The 17,502-nt window shown below is 68.9% G+C and carries 17 protein-coding genes and 1 pseudogene; 6 read left to right on the top strand and 12 right to left on the bottom strand.

The window, feature by feature from the left end; all coding sequences use genetic code 11:
• The first annotated feature begins 162 nt into the window (after positions 1–162).
• Positions 163–507 carry a hypothetical protein gene (locus E1285_RS07045; protein ID WP_132149303.1) on the top strand — a complete coding sequence of 115 codons (345 nt, stop codon included), beginning with the start codon at positions 163–165 and terminating at the stop codon, positions 505–507.
• Between the two features lie 270 nt (positions 508–777).
• Here the strand turns inward: E1285_RS07045 and E1285_RS07040 are convergent, their stop codons facing one another.
• The 7 genes and pseudogenes from E1285_RS07040 to E1285_RS07010 form a co-directional block, all read right to left on the bottom strand.
• Entirely contained in the window at positions 778–1,782 is a 1,005-nt protein-coding gene (locus E1285_RS07040) for an IS481 family transposase (RefSeq protein WP_132149301.1), read from the bottom strand.
• The gene (locus tag E1285_RS07035; RefSeq protein ID WP_279509765.1) at positions 1,779–2,117 is read right to left on the bottom strand and encodes a MarR family winged helix-turn-helix transcriptional regulator; all 339 of its coding nucleotides are present in this window, start codon (positions 2,115–2,117) and stop codon (positions 1,779–1,781) included. Before E1285_RS07035 ends, E1285_RS07040 begins: the two co-directional genes overlap by 4 nt.
• Positions 2,118–2,212: 95 nt before the next feature.
• Entirely contained in the window at positions 2,213–2,593 is a 381-nt protein-coding gene (locus E1285_RS07030; RefSeq protein WP_132149297.1) for a hypothetical protein, read from the bottom strand.
• 74 nt (positions 2,594–2,667) lie between these two features.
• The gene (locus E1285_RS07025; protein WP_132149295.1) at positions 2,668–4,047 is read right to left on the bottom strand and encodes an HNH endonuclease signature motif containing protein; all 1,380 of its coding nucleotides are present in this window, start codon (positions 4,045–4,047) and stop codon (positions 2,668–2,670) included.
• 173 nt (positions 4,048–4,220) lie between these two features.
• Positions 4,221–4,365 (bottom strand): annotated as a pseudogene (locus tag E1285_RS07020) (malate dehydrogenase); the annotation flags it as partial.
• 204 nt (positions 4,366–4,569) lie between these two features.
• Positions 4,570–4,758, bottom strand: coding sequence for a DUF397 domain-containing protein (locus E1285_RS07015; RefSeq protein WP_132149293.1), 189 nt, complete (start codon positions 4,756–4,758; stop codon positions 4,570–4,572).
• Positions 4,749–5,303 (bottom strand): DUF5753 domain-containing protein, encoded by a 555-nt coding sequence (locus tag E1285_RS07010; RefSeq protein WP_279509766.1) that lies wholly within the window; start codon positions 5,301–5,303, stop codon positions 4,749–4,751. The genes E1285_RS07015 and E1285_RS07010 overlap by 10 nt, the downstream gene beginning before the upstream one ends.
• Before the next feature lie 80 nt (positions 5,304–5,383).
• Here E1285_RS07010 and E1285_RS07005 point away from each other — a divergent pair, with 80 nt between their 5' ends.
• A complete protein-coding gene (locus E1285_RS07005; RefSeq protein ID WP_132149289.1) occupies positions 5,384–5,935 on the top strand; it encodes an ATP-binding protein in 552 nt (183 codons plus the stop codon).
• Positions 5,936–6,065: 130 nt separating this feature from the next.
• A complete protein-coding gene (locus tag E1285_RS07000) occupies positions 6,066–6,602 on the top strand; it encodes a hypothetical protein (RefSeq protein ID WP_132149287.1) in 537 nt (178 codons plus the stop codon).
• Positions 6,603–6,907: 305 nt separating this feature from the next.
• On the opposite strand, the gene E1285_RS06995 is transcribed toward E1285_RS07000, so the two are convergent.
• The 5 genes from E1285_RS06995 to E1285_RS06975 form a co-directional block, all read right to left on the bottom strand.
• Positions 6,908–8,167: an acetyl-CoA hydrolase/transferase C-terminal domain-containing protein gene (locus E1285_RS06995; RefSeq protein ID WP_132149285.1), complete on the bottom strand. Its 1,260-nt coding sequence runs from the start codon at positions 8,165–8,167 to the stop codon at positions 6,908–6,910.
• Entirely contained in the window at positions 8,164–9,057 is an 894-nt protein-coding gene (locus tag E1285_RS06990; RefSeq protein ID WP_132149283.1) for a CoA ester lyase, read from the bottom strand. The genes E1285_RS06995 and E1285_RS06990 overlap by 4 nt, the downstream gene beginning before the upstream one ends.
• Complete coding sequence (locus E1285_RS06985; protein WP_132149281.1) at positions 9,054–10,232, bottom strand: CoA transferase; 1,179 nt, start codon at positions 10,230–10,232, stop codon at positions 9,054–9,056. Before E1285_RS06985 ends, E1285_RS06990 begins: the two co-directional genes overlap by 4 nt.
• Before the next feature lie 92 nt (positions 10,233–10,324).
• Positions 10,325–12,061 carry an AMP-binding protein gene (locus tag E1285_RS06980; protein WP_132149279.1) on the bottom strand — a complete coding sequence of 579 codons (1,737 nt, stop codon included), beginning with the start codon at positions 12,059–12,061 and terminating at the stop codon, positions 10,325–10,327.
• A 28-nt stretch (positions 12,062–12,089) separates the two neighbouring features.
• A complete protein-coding gene (locus tag E1285_RS06975; protein WP_207946453.1) occupies positions 12,090–13,259 on the bottom strand; it encodes a MaoC family dehydratase N-terminal domain-containing protein in 1,170 nt (389 codons plus the stop codon).
• A 251-nt stretch (positions 13,260–13,510) separates the two neighbouring features.
• Between E1285_RS06975 and E1285_RS06970 the strand changes: the two genes are divergently transcribed.
• Genes E1285_RS06970 through E1285_RS06960 form a run of 3 tightly spaced genes read left to right on the top strand, consistent with a single transcriptional unit; the run spans position 13,511 to position 17,441 of the window.
• Positions 13,511–15,133, top strand: coding sequence for an SMP-30/gluconolactonase/LRE family protein (locus tag E1285_RS06970; protein ID WP_132149277.1), 1,623 nt, complete (start codon positions 13,511–13,513; stop codon positions 15,131–15,133).
• Positions 15,134–15,141: 8 nt separating this feature from the next.
• The gene (locus E1285_RS06965) at positions 15,142–15,987 is read left to right on the top strand and encodes an SDR family oxidoreductase (protein ID WP_132149275.1); all 846 of its coding nucleotides are present in this window, start codon (positions 15,142–15,144) and stop codon (positions 15,985–15,987) included.
• 41 nt (positions 15,988–16,028) lie between these two features.
• Positions 16,029–17,441, top strand: coding sequence for an aromatic ring-hydroxylating dioxygenase subunit alpha (locus E1285_RS06960; RefSeq protein WP_132149273.1), 1,413 nt, complete (start codon positions 16,029–16,031; stop codon positions 17,439–17,441).
• The last annotated feature ends 61 nt before the right edge of the window (positions 17,442–17,502 follow it).

The raw sequence follows: 17,502 nt of genomic DNA, 5'->3' as shown, positions 1-17,502 counted from the left end.
CGGGCCTGCTCTGGACAGCCGTGTCCCTGATGAGCATCTCCAGCCTCCTGAACGGCGCCGTCCACTTCGTCCTGTTCGGCAGGGTCGCTGGCGCTCTCCTCTCCGCCAATAGCTACGTATCGGACGTGCTGCCGGGCAGCCACGTCGGCTTTACCTGGGCGCATGGTCTCCACCGCGCTCATCGGCACCCTGACACTGTGGGTCGCTGCACGCCCCCGTCCGGCGGTGGGCGACTACGCCCGGGAACCGCGCATCGCGCTCTGCGGCAGGCTGGCCATCGGCTCCCTGGTGGTCTCCTTCGTCGCCCTGCACCTGATCAGCAGCACCGACAAGGGCCTATGGACCGTCCTGCCCCTTCCCCTGACCTACCTATGCGGAGCTCTGACCTTGGCCCAAGCCCTGTTCCTCCTTCCAGTGATCATCTGCACGCTCCCCAGACACGAGCCCATCGCCAATCCGCGCCTAGGCAGAAGACCACCCGCCCCCAGAACCAGCGTCTCGGGATGATCTCTCTGGGCCGCGACCTGATCGCGCTGGGCACGCCGGACCACCGGGATCAGGCCAGTGAGCGGCGGGCGGCGCAGGCGTGATCCCAGGGCCTTCTCCAGGACCGCACATGCTTCTCGCCGTAACGTGCGTGGTGCCGGCAAGCGGGGCCAGGACTTGACCAGGCCAAAGACCCCGATCGGGGTAAGGCATGAAGTAGGCCGATGCTGGGACGGCCGAACATCAGTCAGGCGGCGTTGGTCGGACGGTCGCCGTGTTCGGTGGTGGGGCCTAGGTGTATGAGGGCCGGACGTTGGTGACGCCGCCCCGAAGTCGAGATGCTGGCGGCCGCCCACCGGCTCCGCTGTGCGGGCGGTGGTAGTTGTAGTGAATGTTCCAGGCGGCGATCGCGGAAGATCGGGCGTCCTCGCTATTGAACTCGCGGGCGTAGAGCAGTTCCTCAGCCAGGATTCGCTGGTAGCGCTCAACCTTGCCGTTGTGGCGTGGGGTGTACGGCTTGGTCTTCTGATGCCGCGTGCGTCGGCCGACGATCCGGGCGAAGTCACCGGAGCGGTAGCAGGCCCCGTTGTTGGTGACGACCCGGTGGATGTGCGTGATGCCGTGCGCGGCGAACCAGACCTTGGCTCGTGCCAGGAACGCTGCAGCGGTGGCTCCCTTCTCGTCGGGCAGGGGCTCGGTGTAGGAGAGTCGGGAGAATCCGTCGACGGCAGAGTGCAGGTAGGTGTAGCCACGCTTCGCACCAGCTGACTTCGCTCGATCGACGGTCTTGGCCTGGTCGCTGTCGCGGCCGTGGATGCGCCAGCCGCCGCCATCGGGGATCCTGCCGACCTTCTTCACGTCCAGATGCACCATGTGTCCGGGCCAGCGGGCGGTGATCTTCCCGGGCTTGCGGTTGTTTTCGCCGCCGGGATCGATGAACTTTCGCCTGCCCAGTCCGAGCCTGGTCAGGTGGCGGGTGACGGTGCGGCGGTTGATCCTGAACCCGAGGTCGGCGAGCTCATCGGTGATGCGCTGAGCGGACCACTTGTGCTCGCGTCGCCAGGTCTCGATCTGCTCGATCGCCCAGGCTGGTGTGACATTCGGGCTCCAGTGGGGGCTCGATGAGCGGTCGCGCAGTCCGGCATCGCCGTGACGCCGCCACCGGTTGACCCACTTTGATGCGCAGGCACGCGAGATCCCCATCTCTGCGGCCACGTGGGCGATGGGACGCGTCTTGCATCGCTCGACCAGCCGCCGGCGTCCCTCGAGGCTGAGCGGAGCGTTGGCGTGGCTCATGCGTCCATCGCGTAGGAGCGCTCGATCAGGTCGGTCATCGCCTGCTGGAAGTCGCGGCGCTTCTGGTCGCTCCAGCCTCTGGTCAGTTCAGCGAACACTTCCTCCTGCCAGTGATGCGCCTGGTCCAGCATCGACTGACCCGCAGAGGTGAGTGACGCTTCGCGTCGTCGGCCATCGGTCGCGGACGCGGCCATGACGAGATACCCGGCTGCCGTGGCGCTCTTGATCAACCGTGACGCGCCGCTCTGGTCGATCCCGACCTCCTGCGCGATCGCGTTCACCGTTGCCGGGGTCGCGCGCAGACTCAGCGCATGGACAGCCTCGCAAACGAGCACGAGCCGCCCCTGCTCACCACCCGTGTCTGCTCCGACAGACCGACGTGACCAGTGCCTGACGAAATGAAACAGGACCTGCCCGGGGCCGGGGCCTATCACTCGGTTGCCGCCATCTCGCGGCAGATGTAGGCCAGCTCGAGAGCGGCCTTGAGGTCCGGCAGCCTGAGAGCAGCCGTGACCTTCCCGGCGGTAGCGCGGAAGACCGTCGCTACCCGCGTGGATTCCGCGCTCTCGGGCCAGGTCGCGTCCTCCTCGACCACCATCAGTCGCTCGCTGACAGGGTGCCAGGACCGCGGGACCAACTTGATCCCCGAGCGCTCCACCCACTCGGCAAACTGCGCAGGCGTGATCGGACCCGCGCCCTTCGGGCCGAGCACAACGACCGGATCGCCGACCGCCCGCTCAGATCGCTGCAGGTCGCCGGCATTGACGCTCGCGTGCCACTCGTTGATCGCTTCTTCAAGGTTGGGTTCCATGACCACGAGTCTATGCGATTCGCATACATCTATGCCCCGGGTGGCTGCGACATCAACCTCCTGCCCCGCAACACCTAGGGGCCGCCGGTTTGGCGCTGGCCTCTTGGGCGGGCTCGTCCGGGCCGAGCTCTTTGGTGACGGGGGCGGAGCTGGATTCGGTGAGTGGTGAAGCCTGCCGGTGGGGCATCCCACAAATTCCGGGGCTCTGGTTCGAGGAAGCCAGGGATGTCAGTCGTCTGTGGAGTGGTGCCGGTTCGGGCTTCGTCGGGCGGTAGGACGCGGTAGACGTAGCGTCCGTCCCGGCCTTTGGCGATGTGCATCTGGGCCGGGTTGGCGTGCTTCTTGCGGTTGTGCCAGCCGCAGGTCAGAGCCAGTTCGTCGATGTTGGTTGGGCTGTTTCCCAGAGCCCAGCCGTGGACGTGGTCGACTTCGCAGCCGGTACCGGGCACCTCGCAGCCCTTGACGGCGCAGGTCGGATAGAGGGCTTCCAGGACCTGGCGTTGGCCGGGAGAAGCGAATCGGTGCCGGTATCCGAGGTAGAGGGGGATGCTGCCGCGTCCCAGGATGAGTGGGGAGACTCCGGCGTTGAGGGCGATGCGGCGGGCCTGTTCGGCGGGGATGGGGGTGCCGTCGGTGAGGCGGGCCGGGGCGGTGCCGCCGGTGAGGGTGTCCAGGTCGCAGATGACGGTGACCTTGGTGGCCCTGTGCCCGCCCGACAGCACGTTCATCAGGGCCGCCGCAGTGCGTTCGGACAGGTCGCGGCGGTCGTCGATTCCGGCGGGTTTGGCCAGTGGCGCGAGGGTGCCGTCCCAGATCGCGGCGTCTTCGGCGTTGAGCCACCCTTTGATGAAGCGGCCGCCGTCCAGAGAGCGGGTGGAGTCGATCCAGGTCCGCTCATAGCCGCGTCGGGTATCGGCGTCGGGGGTTTCGGTGCCGTCGCGTTCGGCGATCAGGTCGGTGATGCGATTGCCGAACGCGGCGACTTTTCCGGCGGAGAATCCTTGCGCGGTTAGGCCGAGGAGGATTTCCTCTGCTGCTTTGCAGTCCTGGTCGTTCAGGCGGGTGACGGCGGCGGCGATGGTGGCGGCGTAGCCGTGAGGCAGGTTCCCGGATGCGAGTCTTTTGGTGACCTCGGGGAGGCGGTCGCGCTCGCGGGCCAGGGCGATGCGTTCCTTGGCTCGGGCCTCGCGCAGGCCCAGGCTGGTGCGTAACCAACTCCGGGTGGAGGGGTAGCCCCAGCGGCGCATCTCACCGGCCGCGTCGACCCGGCCGATCAACGTGGCCAGGAAGCTTTCGTGCAGGTCGGTCGCGCGGGCGAGGGTTTCGGTGTCTTGCATGCACACCGCCGCGGCGGCGGGCGCATCGCGTTGGGCGAGTTCGGACGCGATCGTGGCAGCCGCGTCCACCAGCTGGGTGGTGGACATCGACGCCACATCGATCCCGGTCGAACACATGGCTCTATGTTATCGAACAAACACTATCCGTATCGGCGATGCGAGGTGAGAATACTAAGACCATCCCGATAGTCACGGGCTGCGGCTGGACGGGCGGGCCGGCCCGTCGGGCGCAATCCGACGCAAACGAGCCCCGGCACCGTGCGGGACTGGGGCTCCCACGGGTGCGCCTAGGAGCCGTCCGACACGACCGCCATGGACGTCCAGTCACCGCTGGCAGTGCCGTTCACCCCAGGTGTGAATGTGATCGATGGCGGCGGACGCGACCGATGCCGTGGAGGACGCGCCGCGTCCTTCGATGATCGCCGCTCCCGCCTGCGTACAGCTCCGCAACGGGTGGGCCAGCACGTCTCCGTCCTCTGAAACGACGGAGGCACCCGAGTGGAGCGAGTGCCGGGTCGCAGGTAAGCATGCGACGGCTTCGGAGAGTGGCCGTTGCGGCGGGTCGTCCTTGCTGAGGGGACGGGGCGGCTCGTCGCGGCTTGATGGATCGGGGTCGCTGGGGTGGTTGTTGCTGGACGGTCAGTGGGTCATGGTGGCGGGCTGGATGGCCGTCCGCAGGGCTGCGCGGGTCAGCAGGAGGACGGGCCCGCCCGGGTCCTTGCTGTCTCGTACCGCCACCGCATCGGGGAGTCCGGTCATCTCGACGCAGTTGCCGCCGTTCTCGCCACTGCGGCTTGCCTTGCGCCAGGTGGCGTTGCTCAGGTCCATTTCTCCAGTGCCTCTCTGACCATGTCCCGCGACATGTCTTCGGGAAGTGCCCTCGCGCGCAACTCCCGGAGCGTTTCGGAGAGTTTGGCGAGGTCCGAGGGGGTGTCGGTCGTGATGCCTCGCACCGTGGTCTCCATGTAGGCGACCTCGCTCCGGTCCTCCATGGTAGCCACCACGAAGGCGCCGCCTGTGCCCGCTGGACGTCCGTTGTTGCGGACGATCTGGATGGTGACGTTGGGCAGCTCGCTGAGGGCGAGCAGGAGCTCGATCTGCTCCCGCATCACCTCGGGCGAGCCCACCAGGTGGCCGAGTACCTTCTCGCTCAGCAGCGCGGTCAGCGCCGTGGGAGGTGCGTCCTCGCGGTTGAGAATGGACTGGCGTGCCGTGCGGGCCTCCACAGCTTCCTCTGAGTTGAGGAACGCGCGTGCGTAGGCCGGAGTTTGGAGTAGCCCGGGGACGATGGTGTGTTCCCAGGTGACCAGTTCGGCGGCTTCGGATTCTGTCTCGGTAACTTGCGCACTCTTCTGTTCTCGTGCCGCTCTGATCCACTTTGTGGCTGCATGCCGATCCTAGCTTCGAAAGTGGCTGAATGTGTGCCGTGCACCACACACAGTGAGGAGAGGTCATGGGGCACGCGGCGGCGGAGGTCGAGATGGTGGTGAAGCAGGACTTCGAGGTGGTTGCGGAGGTGCGGCGGTTCGTGCGGCTGGTCGCCGGTCAGTGGGACATGGACGACTTCGCGCCGTGCCTGGTGGCCAGCGAGCTGGTCACCAACGCGCTGCGATACGCGTCCGAGGAGGACGGTGACGTGACCCTGCGGCTGGGCCGTACCGAGGACGGCGCGCTGTGGATGGAGGTCCAGGACGGCACATGCGAACTCCCGTACGTCCAGGAGCCCGACATGATCAGCGAGGTCGGCCGCGGCCTGATGATCGTGGAGCAGGTGGCTCGCTGCTGGGCGTCCGTCCCCTGGCTAACAACGCCGGCAAGGTCGTCTTCACGGTCATCGACCGCTCCTGACGTCGGCGGAGGGGCGGCTGATCGCAGCGGTCTGAACTGGGATCTGGCCATCTCGTTATCGATGCTGGTCCGCCGGTCGCGGTCGTCCCAGATCGGGTGGGGAGGAGGACTCGTTGCGAAGCGGCAGGGGCCGGCACTGCCGAGCATCTGTCCTTGATCATTTTAGTGTGGCGGCGTTCTACGGCGCCGGAGTTCCATCGGGCCAGAACCTCCGGTCCACTCGGTCATCGATGCCGTGCCCGTAGCCTTGGTGATCTTTCACGTCTCCGACCGTTGGGAGTTGCCCGGTGAGCTACGTCTACTCTCCCGTGCCGGAACTGAACCTGCTGATGGAGCTCCAGGAACGGCTTGATGGCGAATTCATCTCGGACGGGTTCGAGCTGGTCGAGTTCAGCGAGCCTCTGCATGGATGGTCCGATGCGCCCGAGTTCGTCGATGGCTTCCTGTCGTTCGCCATTGCCAACGGCTCTGGTTCGCTTTATGCGTTCTGGCGGATTGACGGTCGAGCCGACCTGGCCGCCTTGCCCATCGCCGTGTTCGGGGACGAGGGCGGCATCCATCTCATCGCCCTCAACCTCCGGGACCTACTGCGGCAACTCGCGTGCGACAGGCCACTCTGGGTCGACTGGGACGGTGCCGGATTCTGGGAGTACGAGGGAGGCCACCGCCAGGACGGAGACCAAGGACACGAAGAATATCTCGCCTGGCTGGGACAACACTTCGGCCTCGCCCCGCCCGACGACCCCAACGACCTGGTGCGGGCAGCGTCGGAGGAATTGGGCGAACGGTTCGCGACTTGGGTGAGACGCTACGTGGACATCTGATGACAGCGTCGGCGAGCCCGCGCGGGACGGGCGGTTCCGCTGAGCTGTGAGCAGACCCGCTTACGGAGCAGCGGCAGCAGCGCGGCTCGGCCGAACATCCGTCTTTGATCGTCTTGCGTCTGGCGACCCGCTCGGGGACGCCGCTCTGGACGCCTGGCAGGTCGACGCCGACGCGGGCGTCCTCCTGAACGACGACGAGGTCGAGCCGGTCGAGATCGCTCCCGACATTGTCATGTGCTCCGCCGCTCACGTCGGCTACGAACGTCCCATTCCCGTCGAGCTGGTCACTCTCGGCTTCCACGGTGTTAGAAGCCTCTTTGCTGGATGGTGTGGGCTTCGCGGGCCAGGTCTTCCTGGAAGTCGGGGTGGGCTATTTCGATCAGGCGGCGGGTGCGTTCGGCTAGGGGGCGGCCCTTTAGTTCGGCGGCGCCGAATTCGGTGATGATGACGTCCACGTCGCTGCGGGGGGTGGTGACCGGGCCCGTCAGGGTGGTGGCGATCCGGCTGATCGTGCCGCGGGCGGCCGTTGCGGGGAGTGCGATGATCGCGTGGCCGCCGGGGGAGCGGGCGCCCGCGCGGGCGAAGTCGCCCTGGCCGCCCGTGCCGCCCAGGTAGGCCGGGCCGCTCTGTTCGGCGTTCACCTGGCCGGTCAGGTCGACTTCCATCGCCGAGTTGATGGTCACCAGCTTGTCGAGCCGGGAGAGGACGGCCGGGTCATGGGTGTAGGACGTGGCGCACATGCGGATCCGCGGGTTGCGGTGGGCGAACTCGTAGAGGCGCTTGGTGCCGATCAGGGCGCCGTTGATCGAGACTCCACGGTCGATGCGCTTGCGTGCGTTGGTGACGACGCCCGCCTCGACCAGGTCGACCAGGCCGTCGCCCAGCATGCCGGAGTGGACGCCGAGGTCCTTGCGGTCGTGGAGCAGGTGGAGGAGTGCGTCAGGGACGGCGCCGACCCCGGTCTGGATGACCGAGCCGTCGTCGATGTAGGCGGCGGCGTGTTCCGCTATCGCCTGGTCGGTCTCGCCTATCCGGGCGGGCGGGACCTCTACCGGAGGCCGTGAGACGTGGACGGCGCAATCGATCTCGGCGCCGGGCAGCAGCTCGCCGTGGGTGAACGGGACCTGCTCGTTCACCTCCGCTATGACGACGCGTGCTTTGGCGACGGCGGCGTGCATGTAGTCGCTGATGAGGCCGAGGCTGTGGTCTCCGTTCGCGTCCGGTGGGCTGACCTGGACGAAGGCGGCGTCGCAGCCGAGGATCCCGTCTTCGATCATCGGGGCGACCTGGCTGACGTGGCAGGGGATGACCGTGAGCCTGTGCTCCTTGGTCAGGGAACGCAGTGTGCCGATCGCGCCCATGCTGGACAGGGAGAAGCCGTCCACCGCCTCCGGGGTGAACAGGCCGGAGAAGCTCGTCGCGATGAAGGCCGAGAGCCCGCCGATGTGGCGGCCCTGCTCGATCAGCGCCTCGACGAGGGTGGTCGGTTCGCCGCAGGCCTGGCCGATGACGATGCTGTCGCCGGGACGCAGGTAACGGGCGAGGTCCGGCTTGGCGGCGTTCATGCGCGTCCTCCCGATGCCAGCACCGCCCGTGCGCGGGCGAGGTGGGGACGGTCGAGCATGGCGCCCTCGAAGCCGATCGTGCCGGCGCCGGGGTTGGCGGCGAACAGGTCGACGATCTCCTGTGCGGCCGCCAGTTCGTCGTCCGTGGGAGTGAAGGCCGCGTTGATCACGTCGACCTGGGCGGGGTGGATGGCCAGCATGCCGCGGTAGCCGTCCCTGCGTACCTTCTCGGCTCGCTTGCGCAGGCCTTCCAGGTCGCGGAAGTCGCCGTGGATGGTGTCTACGGGCGATGCGCCGGCGGCTGCCGCCCCCAGCAGGCAGAGGCTTCGGGCGAGTTCGTAGGTGAAGCCGTAGGCGCCGTCGGGTGTGCGGTTCTCGCTGGCGCCGACGGCGTCGGCGAGGTCCTCCGCGCCCCAGGTCATGGCGACCAGTCTCGGCGCGTCCGTGTACGTGCCGGTGGTGAACATGGCCCCGGCGGTCTCCGTCACCAGGGCGATGACCTTTGTCGTGCCCTGCTCGATACCGGCGGCGACTTCCAATGCGGAGAGGTAATGGTCGAGCGTTTCCACGTCCGCGCGGCCGCGTGACTTGGGAAGCATGACGCCTCCGGGACGGGCGGGGATCACCGCTGCCAGATCGGCGAGTGCGTGAGGGCCGTCCAGAGGGTTGACTCGTACCCACAGGCGGCTTCGGTCGGCCTCCGGGCGGGCTGCGAGGAAGCCGGAGACCATCGTCCGGGCGGTGGGTTTCTCCGCTTCGGCGACCGCGTCCTCCAGGTCGAAGAGGACGATGTCGGCCGGGGTGGCTGCGGCCTTTTCCATCTTCTTCTCGCTGTCGCCGGGGGCGAACAGCCAGGAACGTGCGCTGAAGGCTTCTCCGGTGCCGGTCATTCCTGGTCCAAATCCTCCATGACCTCGTCCAATTCCTCCATGACTTCCGCCGTGTGGGCGCCGAGCCTGGGGGCGGGGCCGGTTACGCGGCCGGGTGTTCGCGAGAACCAGGCCGGTACGCCGGGGAAGCGCACGGGGCCGTTCGGGGTGTCGACCGTCTCGAAGAACCCCACCGCGTCCAGGTGCGGATTGTCGAACAGTTCGTCCAGCGTGCGGACCGGCGCGGCGGGAATGTCGAGGGACCGGAGCAGTTCCAGCCATTCCTGGGTCGTGCGCTGGGCGAAGGTCTCTTCCAGCAGGGCGTAGACGGTGTCGATCCTCTGCGCCCGCTGTTCGAGGGTCGCGAAGCGCTCGTCCGCCCAGTCGGGTTTGACGGCGTCCACGAACGCGGACCACTGCTTGTCGTTGTAGACGAGGGCGGAGATGTGCCCGTCCTTCGTCCGGTACGGCTTGCGGTTGCGCGAGGTCGCGCGGGGGTAGACGGCAGGGCCCAGGGGAGGGGTGAACATCGCGCCGTTGGCGTGTTCGACCAGCATGAAGGCCGCCATGGTCTCGAACATCGCGACCTCGACCTCCTGGCCCTGGCCGGTCCGCTCGCGGTGGAACAGCGCCATCATCGTGGCGTACAGCGCCGTTAGGCCCGCGACCTTGTCGGCCATGATGGTGCCCGCGTAGCCGGCCTCGCCGGTCAGTTGCTCCTGGACGAACGGCACACCGGATTCGGCCTGGATCGTGTCGTCGTAGGCGGTGCGGTCCGCGTCGGGTCCCCGGCGGCCATAGCCGTAGCAGTTGGTGTAGACGATCGACGGGTTGACGGCGGTTACGTTCGCGTAGCCGAATCCCAGTTCGGTGATGGCCTTCGCTCGCATCGAATGGATGAATACGTCGCCGTGGCGGATGAGGCGGCGCAGCGCGTCCGCGCCTTCGCCCGTACGCAGGTCCAGGACCACGCTGCGCTTTCCGCGGTTCACGTTGGCGAACACGCCGCTCATTCCCGGCTCCGGCCCGACCGAGATGTGGCGGGTGTTGTCGCCCGCGGGCGGCTCGATCTTGATGACGTCCGCGCCCATGTCGGCCATGATCTGGGTGCAGTGGGCGCCCATGACCATCGCCGTGAGGTCGACCACCCTGATCCCGGACAGCGGGCCCGGCGGGAGTTCATCTGCGTTCGGCATCGGCGTCTCCTCCCACGGCGTAGGGACAGGCGGGGTAGGGACAGGCGGCGTAGGGACAGGCGGCGTAGGGTCAGGCACGGGATGCCTTCCGCTCAGGAGCCGAGCCGCTCGGTGGCCAGTTCCCGGACGTCGCTGGACTTGATCTTGGCGCTGCCGGTGAGGCCGATCTCGTCCTCGCGGAAGAAGAGCACATGGCGCGGGACCTTGTAGCTCGCCAGCCGTTCACGCAGGTAGGCACGCAGCTCCTCGGCGTCGGGGGCGGCGCCCTCGTGCGGGACGACGCAGGTCACGACTATCTCGCCGAGGGTCTCGTGCGCAAGACCGACGGTGTGGGCGACCTTCACGCCGGGGTGGACGGTGAGCGTCTCGTCGACCTCGCGCGGTGAGACGTTCGCGCCGCCTGTCTTGATGATGTCGGTGAGGCGGCCTTCCCAGAAGAGGCGGCCGGTGCCGTCGAGGTAGCCGCCGTCGCCGGTGCGGAGGAAGCCTTCGGCGTCGAGGGTCTCGTCGAGGGGGGTGCCGATGTAGCCCAGCATGAGCGTGGGCCCCTTGACGCAGATCTCGCCGCGGTCGCCGCGTGGGGCGACCACGCCGGTGAGCGGGTCCACGATCTTGAGTGTCACGCCGGGGAGCGCCACGCCGCTGCTGCCGCCGGTCACCTCGTCGGGGGTGTCGGCCGGATAGCAGGTGGTGATCGTGAAGGTTTCGGTGTTGCCGTAGGCGTGGCCGGGTTCGTGCCACACGGCGGTGACGGTCGGGTGGCGCGCTACCGGGGTGGTGTGGTCGACGAACCGCATGCTGCTGAGGTCCACGTCCGCCCAGTTGGGCGCGGCTTCGAGCTGTGCCCATTGGTGGGGCCAGGCGAACGGGAAGTTGACCCGTTCGGCCTCCATGAGTTCGAGCGCCTCGGCGGCGTCGAACGTGCTCTGCAGGACGAGCGCGCCGCCGGCGGCGAGGGTCGAGCCGACCGACATGCCGAAGTTGCCGGACCAGAAGAAGCCGTTGGCCGACCAGTTCCGCACCTCGTCCTCCGGCCCGAACCCGTACATGCGGCGGAAGCGCCACATCTGGACGGCGACGCCGCGATGGGCGCTCAGCACGCCCTTCGGCTTGCTCGTCGAGCCGGAGGAGAAGAACAGCACGGCGGCGTCGCTCGGCCGCACCGTCCCGGCGGTCGCCTCGACCAGTTCGCGGGGCTCGCCGTGGCCGCGTGCGAGGAAGGCGTCCCAGGTGTCGATCGTCCCGCCCGGCATCGCGTCGCCGACCATCGCGAGGTGGCGCAGGTAGGGGTAGCGCGCCGATCGCAGCGCACCGGGCTCCGCCGTGCCGGTCTCCGGGGCCAGATCCTTCAGAACGGTCGCAAAGTCGGTCTTCAGGACCGTGCGCTCGAAGAGCAGCACCGAGGCGCCGGAGACCTGGAGCAGATGGTCCAGCTCCGGCTGTGTGGAGAAGGTGCTGAGCGTGACGGCCACGCCGCCGGCGAGCGAGGTCCCGAACACCGCCGAGAGCCACTCGGGCCGGTTCGTCATCAGGACGCCGACGCGGCTGTCCTTGCCCACGCCGCAGGCGCGCAGGGCGCGGGCCACCTCGACGGCGCGTTCCCAAAGGTCGGTGTAAGACCAGCGGATAGCGGCGGCACTGTCGGCGCCGCCGGCGGCGGTGCCGTCGGCGGTGCGGTGGACGACCGCCTCGCGTTCCCCGTAGGTGGCCGTGACCTCCCGCAGGAAGCCGGGGAGGGTGAGCGATCCGAGCCCCTGCTCCTCGCTCAGCGGCGGACCCGACACGATCGAGAGGTCCCGTGTGGTCTCTGTGCTCGTCGCAGCGTTCATCTGTCGGCTCCTCGCTGGGCCCTTCCGGTCAGAACGGCAGTTCCACTTCGGCGGTGCAGGTCACCAGCACATCGCCGTCCTGGTTGGTGAGGCGCAGCTTCACCTGGACGAGCGGCGTACCCCAGGCCGACTCGGTGTCCTTGCCGGCGACCTCGGCGTCGAAGTAGGTGACGTCGCCCTCGAACGCGGGCCCGCGGAAGTCCGCCTTGGTGTGGCGGACCAGGCCGTCGTGGCCGGCCCAGTAGGCGAGGTAGTCGGTGCACCAGGCGCCCATCGTGGCGCCGTAGCCGTAGGCGCGGGCCATGCCGACCTCGCTCGCCCGGTCGGCGTCGATGTGGCCGCGCGAGGGCCCGACGTACAGCCCGTCCCGCTTGCGCGGGTCGATCATGGCGTCTTCCTCGTCGAACCGGAAGTCCTCGCCCCAGCCGGGGTCCTGGTTGATCCAGGGGTCGTCGACGCCGGATGGGGCGGTCCAGTGGAAGGTGCCCCAGATGTTGAAGAGGAAGGCCCGGTACTCGGTGGTGAAGGTCGCGATGCTGTGCGGGCCGATCACGCGGCGCGGCAGCCGGTCGCCGACCCGCACCTCCTCGAAGTGCGGTGAGACGCCCGCCCGGCCGGATTCGAGCCACGTCCGGCGCAGCTTCTCGATCTCGGCCAGCTCGCCGGCCGTCCAGCGCCTGATCTCGCCGAGCCGGCTCTCGAACATGCCGCGCTTGCGCGCCTCGTCGTAGAGGTAGCGGATCGCGGTGGAGCGCTCGCGGGCGACGAGGGTGCCGCGCTGGTCGGTGTGGGTGGTGTCGCCGCGCGAGAACATCGTGGGCCCGGCGAACTCGGTCTCGGTCACCTTGTAGTCGTGGAAGCGGCGCTCCTGGAACAGCTTGTCGCCGGGACGGATCCGGGCGCCGTAGAACCACCACTCCTCGCCACCGAAGATCAGGTGGCTGCCCGGGATGTGCCCCACGCAGGCGGGCGCGGCGCCGTGCCCGTAGTCCAGCGCCACCGCCATGGACTGCGGCGCGACGAGCCCCCCGAACCCGGACTCGCGGGCGAACTCCTCGTCCCAGTGCAGGGGGTTGGGGTAGTCCATCGCCATCACCCAGCGGCGGATGTCGGACGAGCTGCACGGATCCCACAGCTGCCCGCCGCCGATCGGCTTGCCCACGCGGTGATCGACGTCGGAGAGGTCGAGCTCGGCCACTGGCACCTCCGGTTGTCGCTTGCCGTGCCGCATCGTAGACACGACCTCGTCATCATTGCAAGGATTAAGAACTATTGCGTTCACCTTCTGCCAGAGCTAGCCTCCCCGGTGATGAGTATCCGATTCTCATCACATGAAAAGCCTCCTACCGTCCAACGGCAAGGCTGCTGGGAGCCGGTCTGTGCCGGGGGTCGGTCTGTGCTGGGGGCCGGTCTGTTGCGGGAGTCGGTCTGTTGCTGGGAGTAGGTCTGATGTCGATCTCAGAGACGCGCTACGCCGCCGCTACGCCGGTCGGCCTCGGCGAAGGGTGGAGCCTGGAGCGGCTCACCCCGCCGAGCCGCCTGTTCGGCGCGAACGGCCTGCGCACCGGCCCGGACGGCCGGATCTACGTGGCGCAGGTCGCGGGCAGCCAGATCAGCGCGCTCGACGTGGACACCGGCGCGCTGGAGACCGTCAGCGCGCAGGGCACCGCAGTCGTCGCACCCGACGACGTGGCCTTCGGCCCCCACGGCGACCTCTACATCACCGAGTACTACGACGGGCGCGTGAGCGTGCGCGGTACCGGCGGCGCCGTGCGGGTGCTGCGCGACGACCTGCCCGGCGCGAACGGCATCACCTTCCACCAGGGCCGGCTGTTCGTGAACGAGTGCCGGATCGGCGGGCGCCTGATGGAACTCGACCTCGACGGCGGCGCGCCCAAGGTCCTGCTGGAGAACCTGCCGATGCCCAACGCGATGGAGGTCGGGCCGGACGGCAGGTTGTACTACCCGATGCTCGGCACCAACGACATCTGGCGGATCGACCCGGACGGCGGGGAGCCGGAGCGGGTCGTGGGGGACCTCGGCGTCCCGGACGCGGTGAAGTTCGACGCCGAAGGCTTCATCGTCTCCACGCAGGTCGGCAGCGGCGAGGTGCTGCGGATCGACCCCCGCAGCGGCGAGCGCACCGTCCTGGCGACCATCGCCCCCGGCCTTGACAACCTGACGTTCGTGGGGGACCGCCTGTTCGTCTCCAGCTTCACCGGGCAGATCACGGAGATCCTCGGCGGGGGCCGGACGCGCGCGGTCCTGCCGGAGGGCCTGACTTGGCCCCTGGACCTCACCGTCGGGGACGACGGGACCCTCTACGTCGCCGACGGCACCTACTTCCACGCGCTCCCGCCCGGCGGCGGGCTGCGGATGCTCGGCATGCTCTTCAGCCCCGGCTGGCCCGGCTACGTCCGCGGGGTGACCGCCGCGGGCGAGGGCGCGTTCGTCGTCACCACGTCCAACGGCCAGATCGCGCGGTGGACGCCCGCGGCCGGCGAGCACGAGGTGCTGGCCGGGGAGACCGAACCGTTCGACCAGCTCTACGGCGTCGCGGTCGCGCCCGGCGGCGCGGTGGTGGCCGCCGAGCTGGGCACCGGCCGCGTGGTGTCGGTGCGCGGCGGCGAGGTGACGACCCTGGCCTCCGGGCTGGACCGGCCGATGGGCGTGGCGTTCGGCGCGGACGGCACCTGCCTGGTCTCCGAGTCCGGCGCCGGGCGGGTCGTCTCGATCACCGGCTCCGGCCCGTCGGCTAACAACACCGACACCGTCGTGGACGGGCTGGAGACGCCGCAGGGCATCCTCGTCCGCGGCGGCACGCTCTCGATCGTGGACGCGGGCGCCAAGACGCTCATCGGCGTCGACCTCGGCACCAAGGCCCGCACCACCATCGCCCGCGACCTGCCGGTCGGCCCGCCGCCCGGGGTGGATCCCCAGCCGCTCAAGGGCCTGCCGCCGTTCTCCGGGCCGCAGGGCCTGTTCGCGGGCATCGCCGCCGGGCCCGACGGCACCCTCTACGTCTCCGCCGACGCCGACGGCAGCGTCCTGGCACTCCGCAAGGAAGGGTGAAAACGATCATGCAGCATGACTTCCTGGGGCTGGAGGGCCGCGTCGTCGTCGTCTCCGGCGCGGGTGGCGGCGGCATCGGCACGACGGTGACGACCATGGTCGCCCGTGCCGGCGCGACCGTGATCGGCGTGAGCCGGTCCCAGGAGAACCTCGACGAACACGTCGCGCCCCTGGCCGCGGAGGGCCTGTCGGTCGTCCCGGTCGCGGCCGACGCGTCCACCGACGAGGGCATCGCGACCGTGATGGACCGGGTGGCCGAGACCGGCGGCGACCTGCACGGGCTCGTCAACATCGCGGGCGGTGCCGCACCGGCGACCTGGATGCCGGCGACCCGCGTCACCAGGAAGGACTGGCGCGAACTGTCCGCGTGGAACCTCGAATCGATGTTCTTCATGAGCCAGGCGGTCGCCGCGGAACTGAAGGAGCGGGGCCGGCCGGGCTCGATCGTCTCGCTGTCGTCGATCAGCGGCATGAACACCGCGCCGTTCCACATCGCCTACGGCACGGCCAAGGCCGCGCTGGTGGCCGCGACCCGCACGATGGCGGTGGAGCTGGCCCTGGACGGCATCCGGGTGAACGCCGTCGCGCCCGGCGTCACCGAGACACCGGCCTCGGCGACCTATGTCGACAAGGACGAGGAACGCGACCGCCGCGCCATCGCCATGGGCAGGCGCGGCCGCCCGGAGGAGCAGGCGGGCGCGATCCTGTTCCTGCTGTCGGACCTGTCCACCTACATCACCGGGCAGACCCTTCTGGTCGACGGCGGTCTCAACCTCAAGTGGACCCACCTGGGCGCCGACAACACCTCCCTCTTCCTCAAGGACGAATCGTTCCGCGCGGCCATCACGAGCTGACCCCGTACAGCCACCCAGATCACCCCGGGTTGGAGAAAGTCATGAGCGAGACTCTGGAGAACACCCAGTCGGCGGAGAAGGCACAGTCGGCGGAGAACACGCAGGCGGCGGCCTCGGCCGAACCGCTGTCGGAGCCGATGACGATCGGCGTGGAGGCCTACGTCTCCGAGGAGTACGCCAGGGCCGAGGGCGACAGGCTGTGGGCCAAGGTGTGGCAGCAGGTCGCCCGCGTCGAGGAGGTGCCCGAGGTCGGCGACTGGCTCACCTACGACATCCTCGACGACTCCGTCATCGTGGTACGCACCGCGAAGGACCGGTTCCGCGCCTACCACAACGTCTGCTCCCACCGGGGCCGGCGGCTCGTCGACGTCCCGCCCGGCGCGCACGACGCCCGCGGCCACGGCCGCCAGTTCGTCTGCGGCTTCCACGGGTGGCGGTACAACACCGACGGGGAATGCACCCACGTCCCCGAGCGCGAGGACTGGCCGTGCGGGCTGACCGACGAGCGGATCAGCCTGAAGCAGGTGAACATCGGCACCTGGGGCGGCTGGATCTGGATCAACCTGGACCCGGACTGCGAGCCCCTGCGCGACTACCTCGAACCGGCCGCGAGCCTGCTGGACCCGTTCCAGCTGGAGAACATGCGCTACCGGTGGCGGCGCTGGCTGGTCTTCGACTGCAACTGGAAGGTCGCCTTCGAGGCGTTCATGGAGACCTACCACGTCCCCTACACCCACCCCGAGTTCCGGAGGTACGGCGGTTTCCTCGGCTGGGCCAGGGCGCAGGGCAGGCACAGCAACATCGGCTACGACGCGCCCAAGAACATGGACGAGAACCAGGCCAAGGTCCGGCTCGGTGAGGGCGACGACCCGCGCAAGGCGACGGCCGAACTGCAGAACTTCACCTGGGAGAACGCCAACACCAACACCACCTGGACGCTCGTGCAGGCCGCGCGGGAACTCGTCGACGACGTCCCGGAGGGCACCCCCGGCCCCGAGGTGCTGCGGGCCTGGCTGGACTCGGCCCGCAAGAAGGACGCCGAGCGCGGCGTGTTCTGGCCGACCGTCCCGCCGGAGGCGGTGGCCAAGGCCGGCACCGCCTGGCAGATCTTCCCCAACTTCCAGATCGGCCACGCGCTGAACAACATGCTCTGCTACCGGTTCCGCCCGTACGGCCACGACCCGGACAAGTGCATCTTCGAAGCCGCCGTGTTCGAGCTGTTCCCGCCCGGCGGGGAGCCGGAGACCGAGTGGGTCCACACGCCGGTGGACGACCCGGGCTGGCGGACCGTCCTGCCGCAGGACTTCTCCAACATGGCGGCCGTCCAGCAGGGCATGAAGTCGCGCGCCTTCTCGGGTCCCAAGCCCAACCCGTACCGCGAGCGCAGCGTGGTGAACCTGCACCGCAACCTCGCGCGGTACATGGGCACCGGCGAGCCCACCGACCTCGCCTGACCCGGTCCCAGCCCCCCGCCGACTCCTGTGACATCACCCGAGCCGATGACATCACCCGAGC

Source organism: Actinomadura sp. 7K507, assembly GCF_004348425.1.
In the GTDB taxonomy this organism is placed as follows: Bacteria; Actinomycetota; Actinomycetes; order Streptosporangiales; family Streptosporangiaceae; genus Spirillospora.
The sequence above is the reverse complement of the archived record's forward strand: the minus strand, read 5'-3'. Positions and strand labels throughout refer to the sequence as shown.

Coding starts and splice junctions, on each gene's coding strand:
- E1285_RS07045 (WP_132149303.1), top strand. CDS start 163: ATGGTCTCCACCGCGCTCATCGGCACCCTGACACTGTGGGTCGCTGCA.
- E1285_RS07040 (WP_132149301.1), bottom strand. CDS start 1,782: ATGAGCCACGCCAACGCTCCGCTCAGCCTCGAGGGACGCCGGCGGCTG.
- E1285_RS07030 (WP_132149297.1), bottom strand. CDS start 2,593: ATGGAACCCAACCTTGAAGAAGCGATCAACGAGTGGCACGCGAGCGTC.
- E1285_RS07025 (WP_132149295.1), bottom strand. CDS start 4,047: ATGTGTTCGACCGGGATCGATGTGGCGTCGATGTCCACCACCCAGCTG.
- E1285_RS07015 (WP_132149293.1), bottom strand. CDS start 4,758: ATGGACCTGAGCAACGCCACCTGGCGCAAGGCAAGCCGCAGTGGCGAG.
- E1285_RS07005 (WP_132149289.1), top strand. CDS start 5,384: ATGGGGCACGCGGCGGCGGAGGTCGAGATGGTGGTGAAGCAGGACTTC.
- E1285_RS06995 (WP_132149285.1), bottom strand. CDS start 8,167: ATGAACGCCGCCAAGCCGGACCTCGCCCGTTACCTGCGTCCCGGCGAC.
- E1285_RS06990 (WP_132149283.1), bottom strand. CDS start 9,057: ATGACCGGCACCGGAGAAGCCTTCAGCGCACGTTCCTGGCTGTTCGCC.
- E1285_RS06985 (WP_132149281.1), bottom strand. CDS start 10,232: ATGCCGAACGCAGATGAACTCCCGCCGGGCCCGCTGTCCGGGATCAGG.
- E1285_RS06980 (WP_132149279.1), bottom strand. CDS start 12,061: ATGAACGCTGCGACGAGCACAGAGACCACACGGGACCTCTCGATCGTG.
- E1285_RS06970 (WP_132149277.1), top strand. CDS start 13,511: ATGTCGATCTCAGAGACGCGCTACGCCGCCGCTACGCCGGTCGGCCTC.
- E1285_RS06965 (WP_132149275.1), top strand. CDS start 15,142: ATGCAGCATGACTTCCTGGGGCTGGAGGGCCGCGTCGTCGTCGTCTCC.
- E1285_RS06960 (WP_132149273.1), top strand. CDS start 16,029: ATGAGCGAGACTCTGGAGAACACCCAGTCGGCGGAGAAGGCACAGTCG.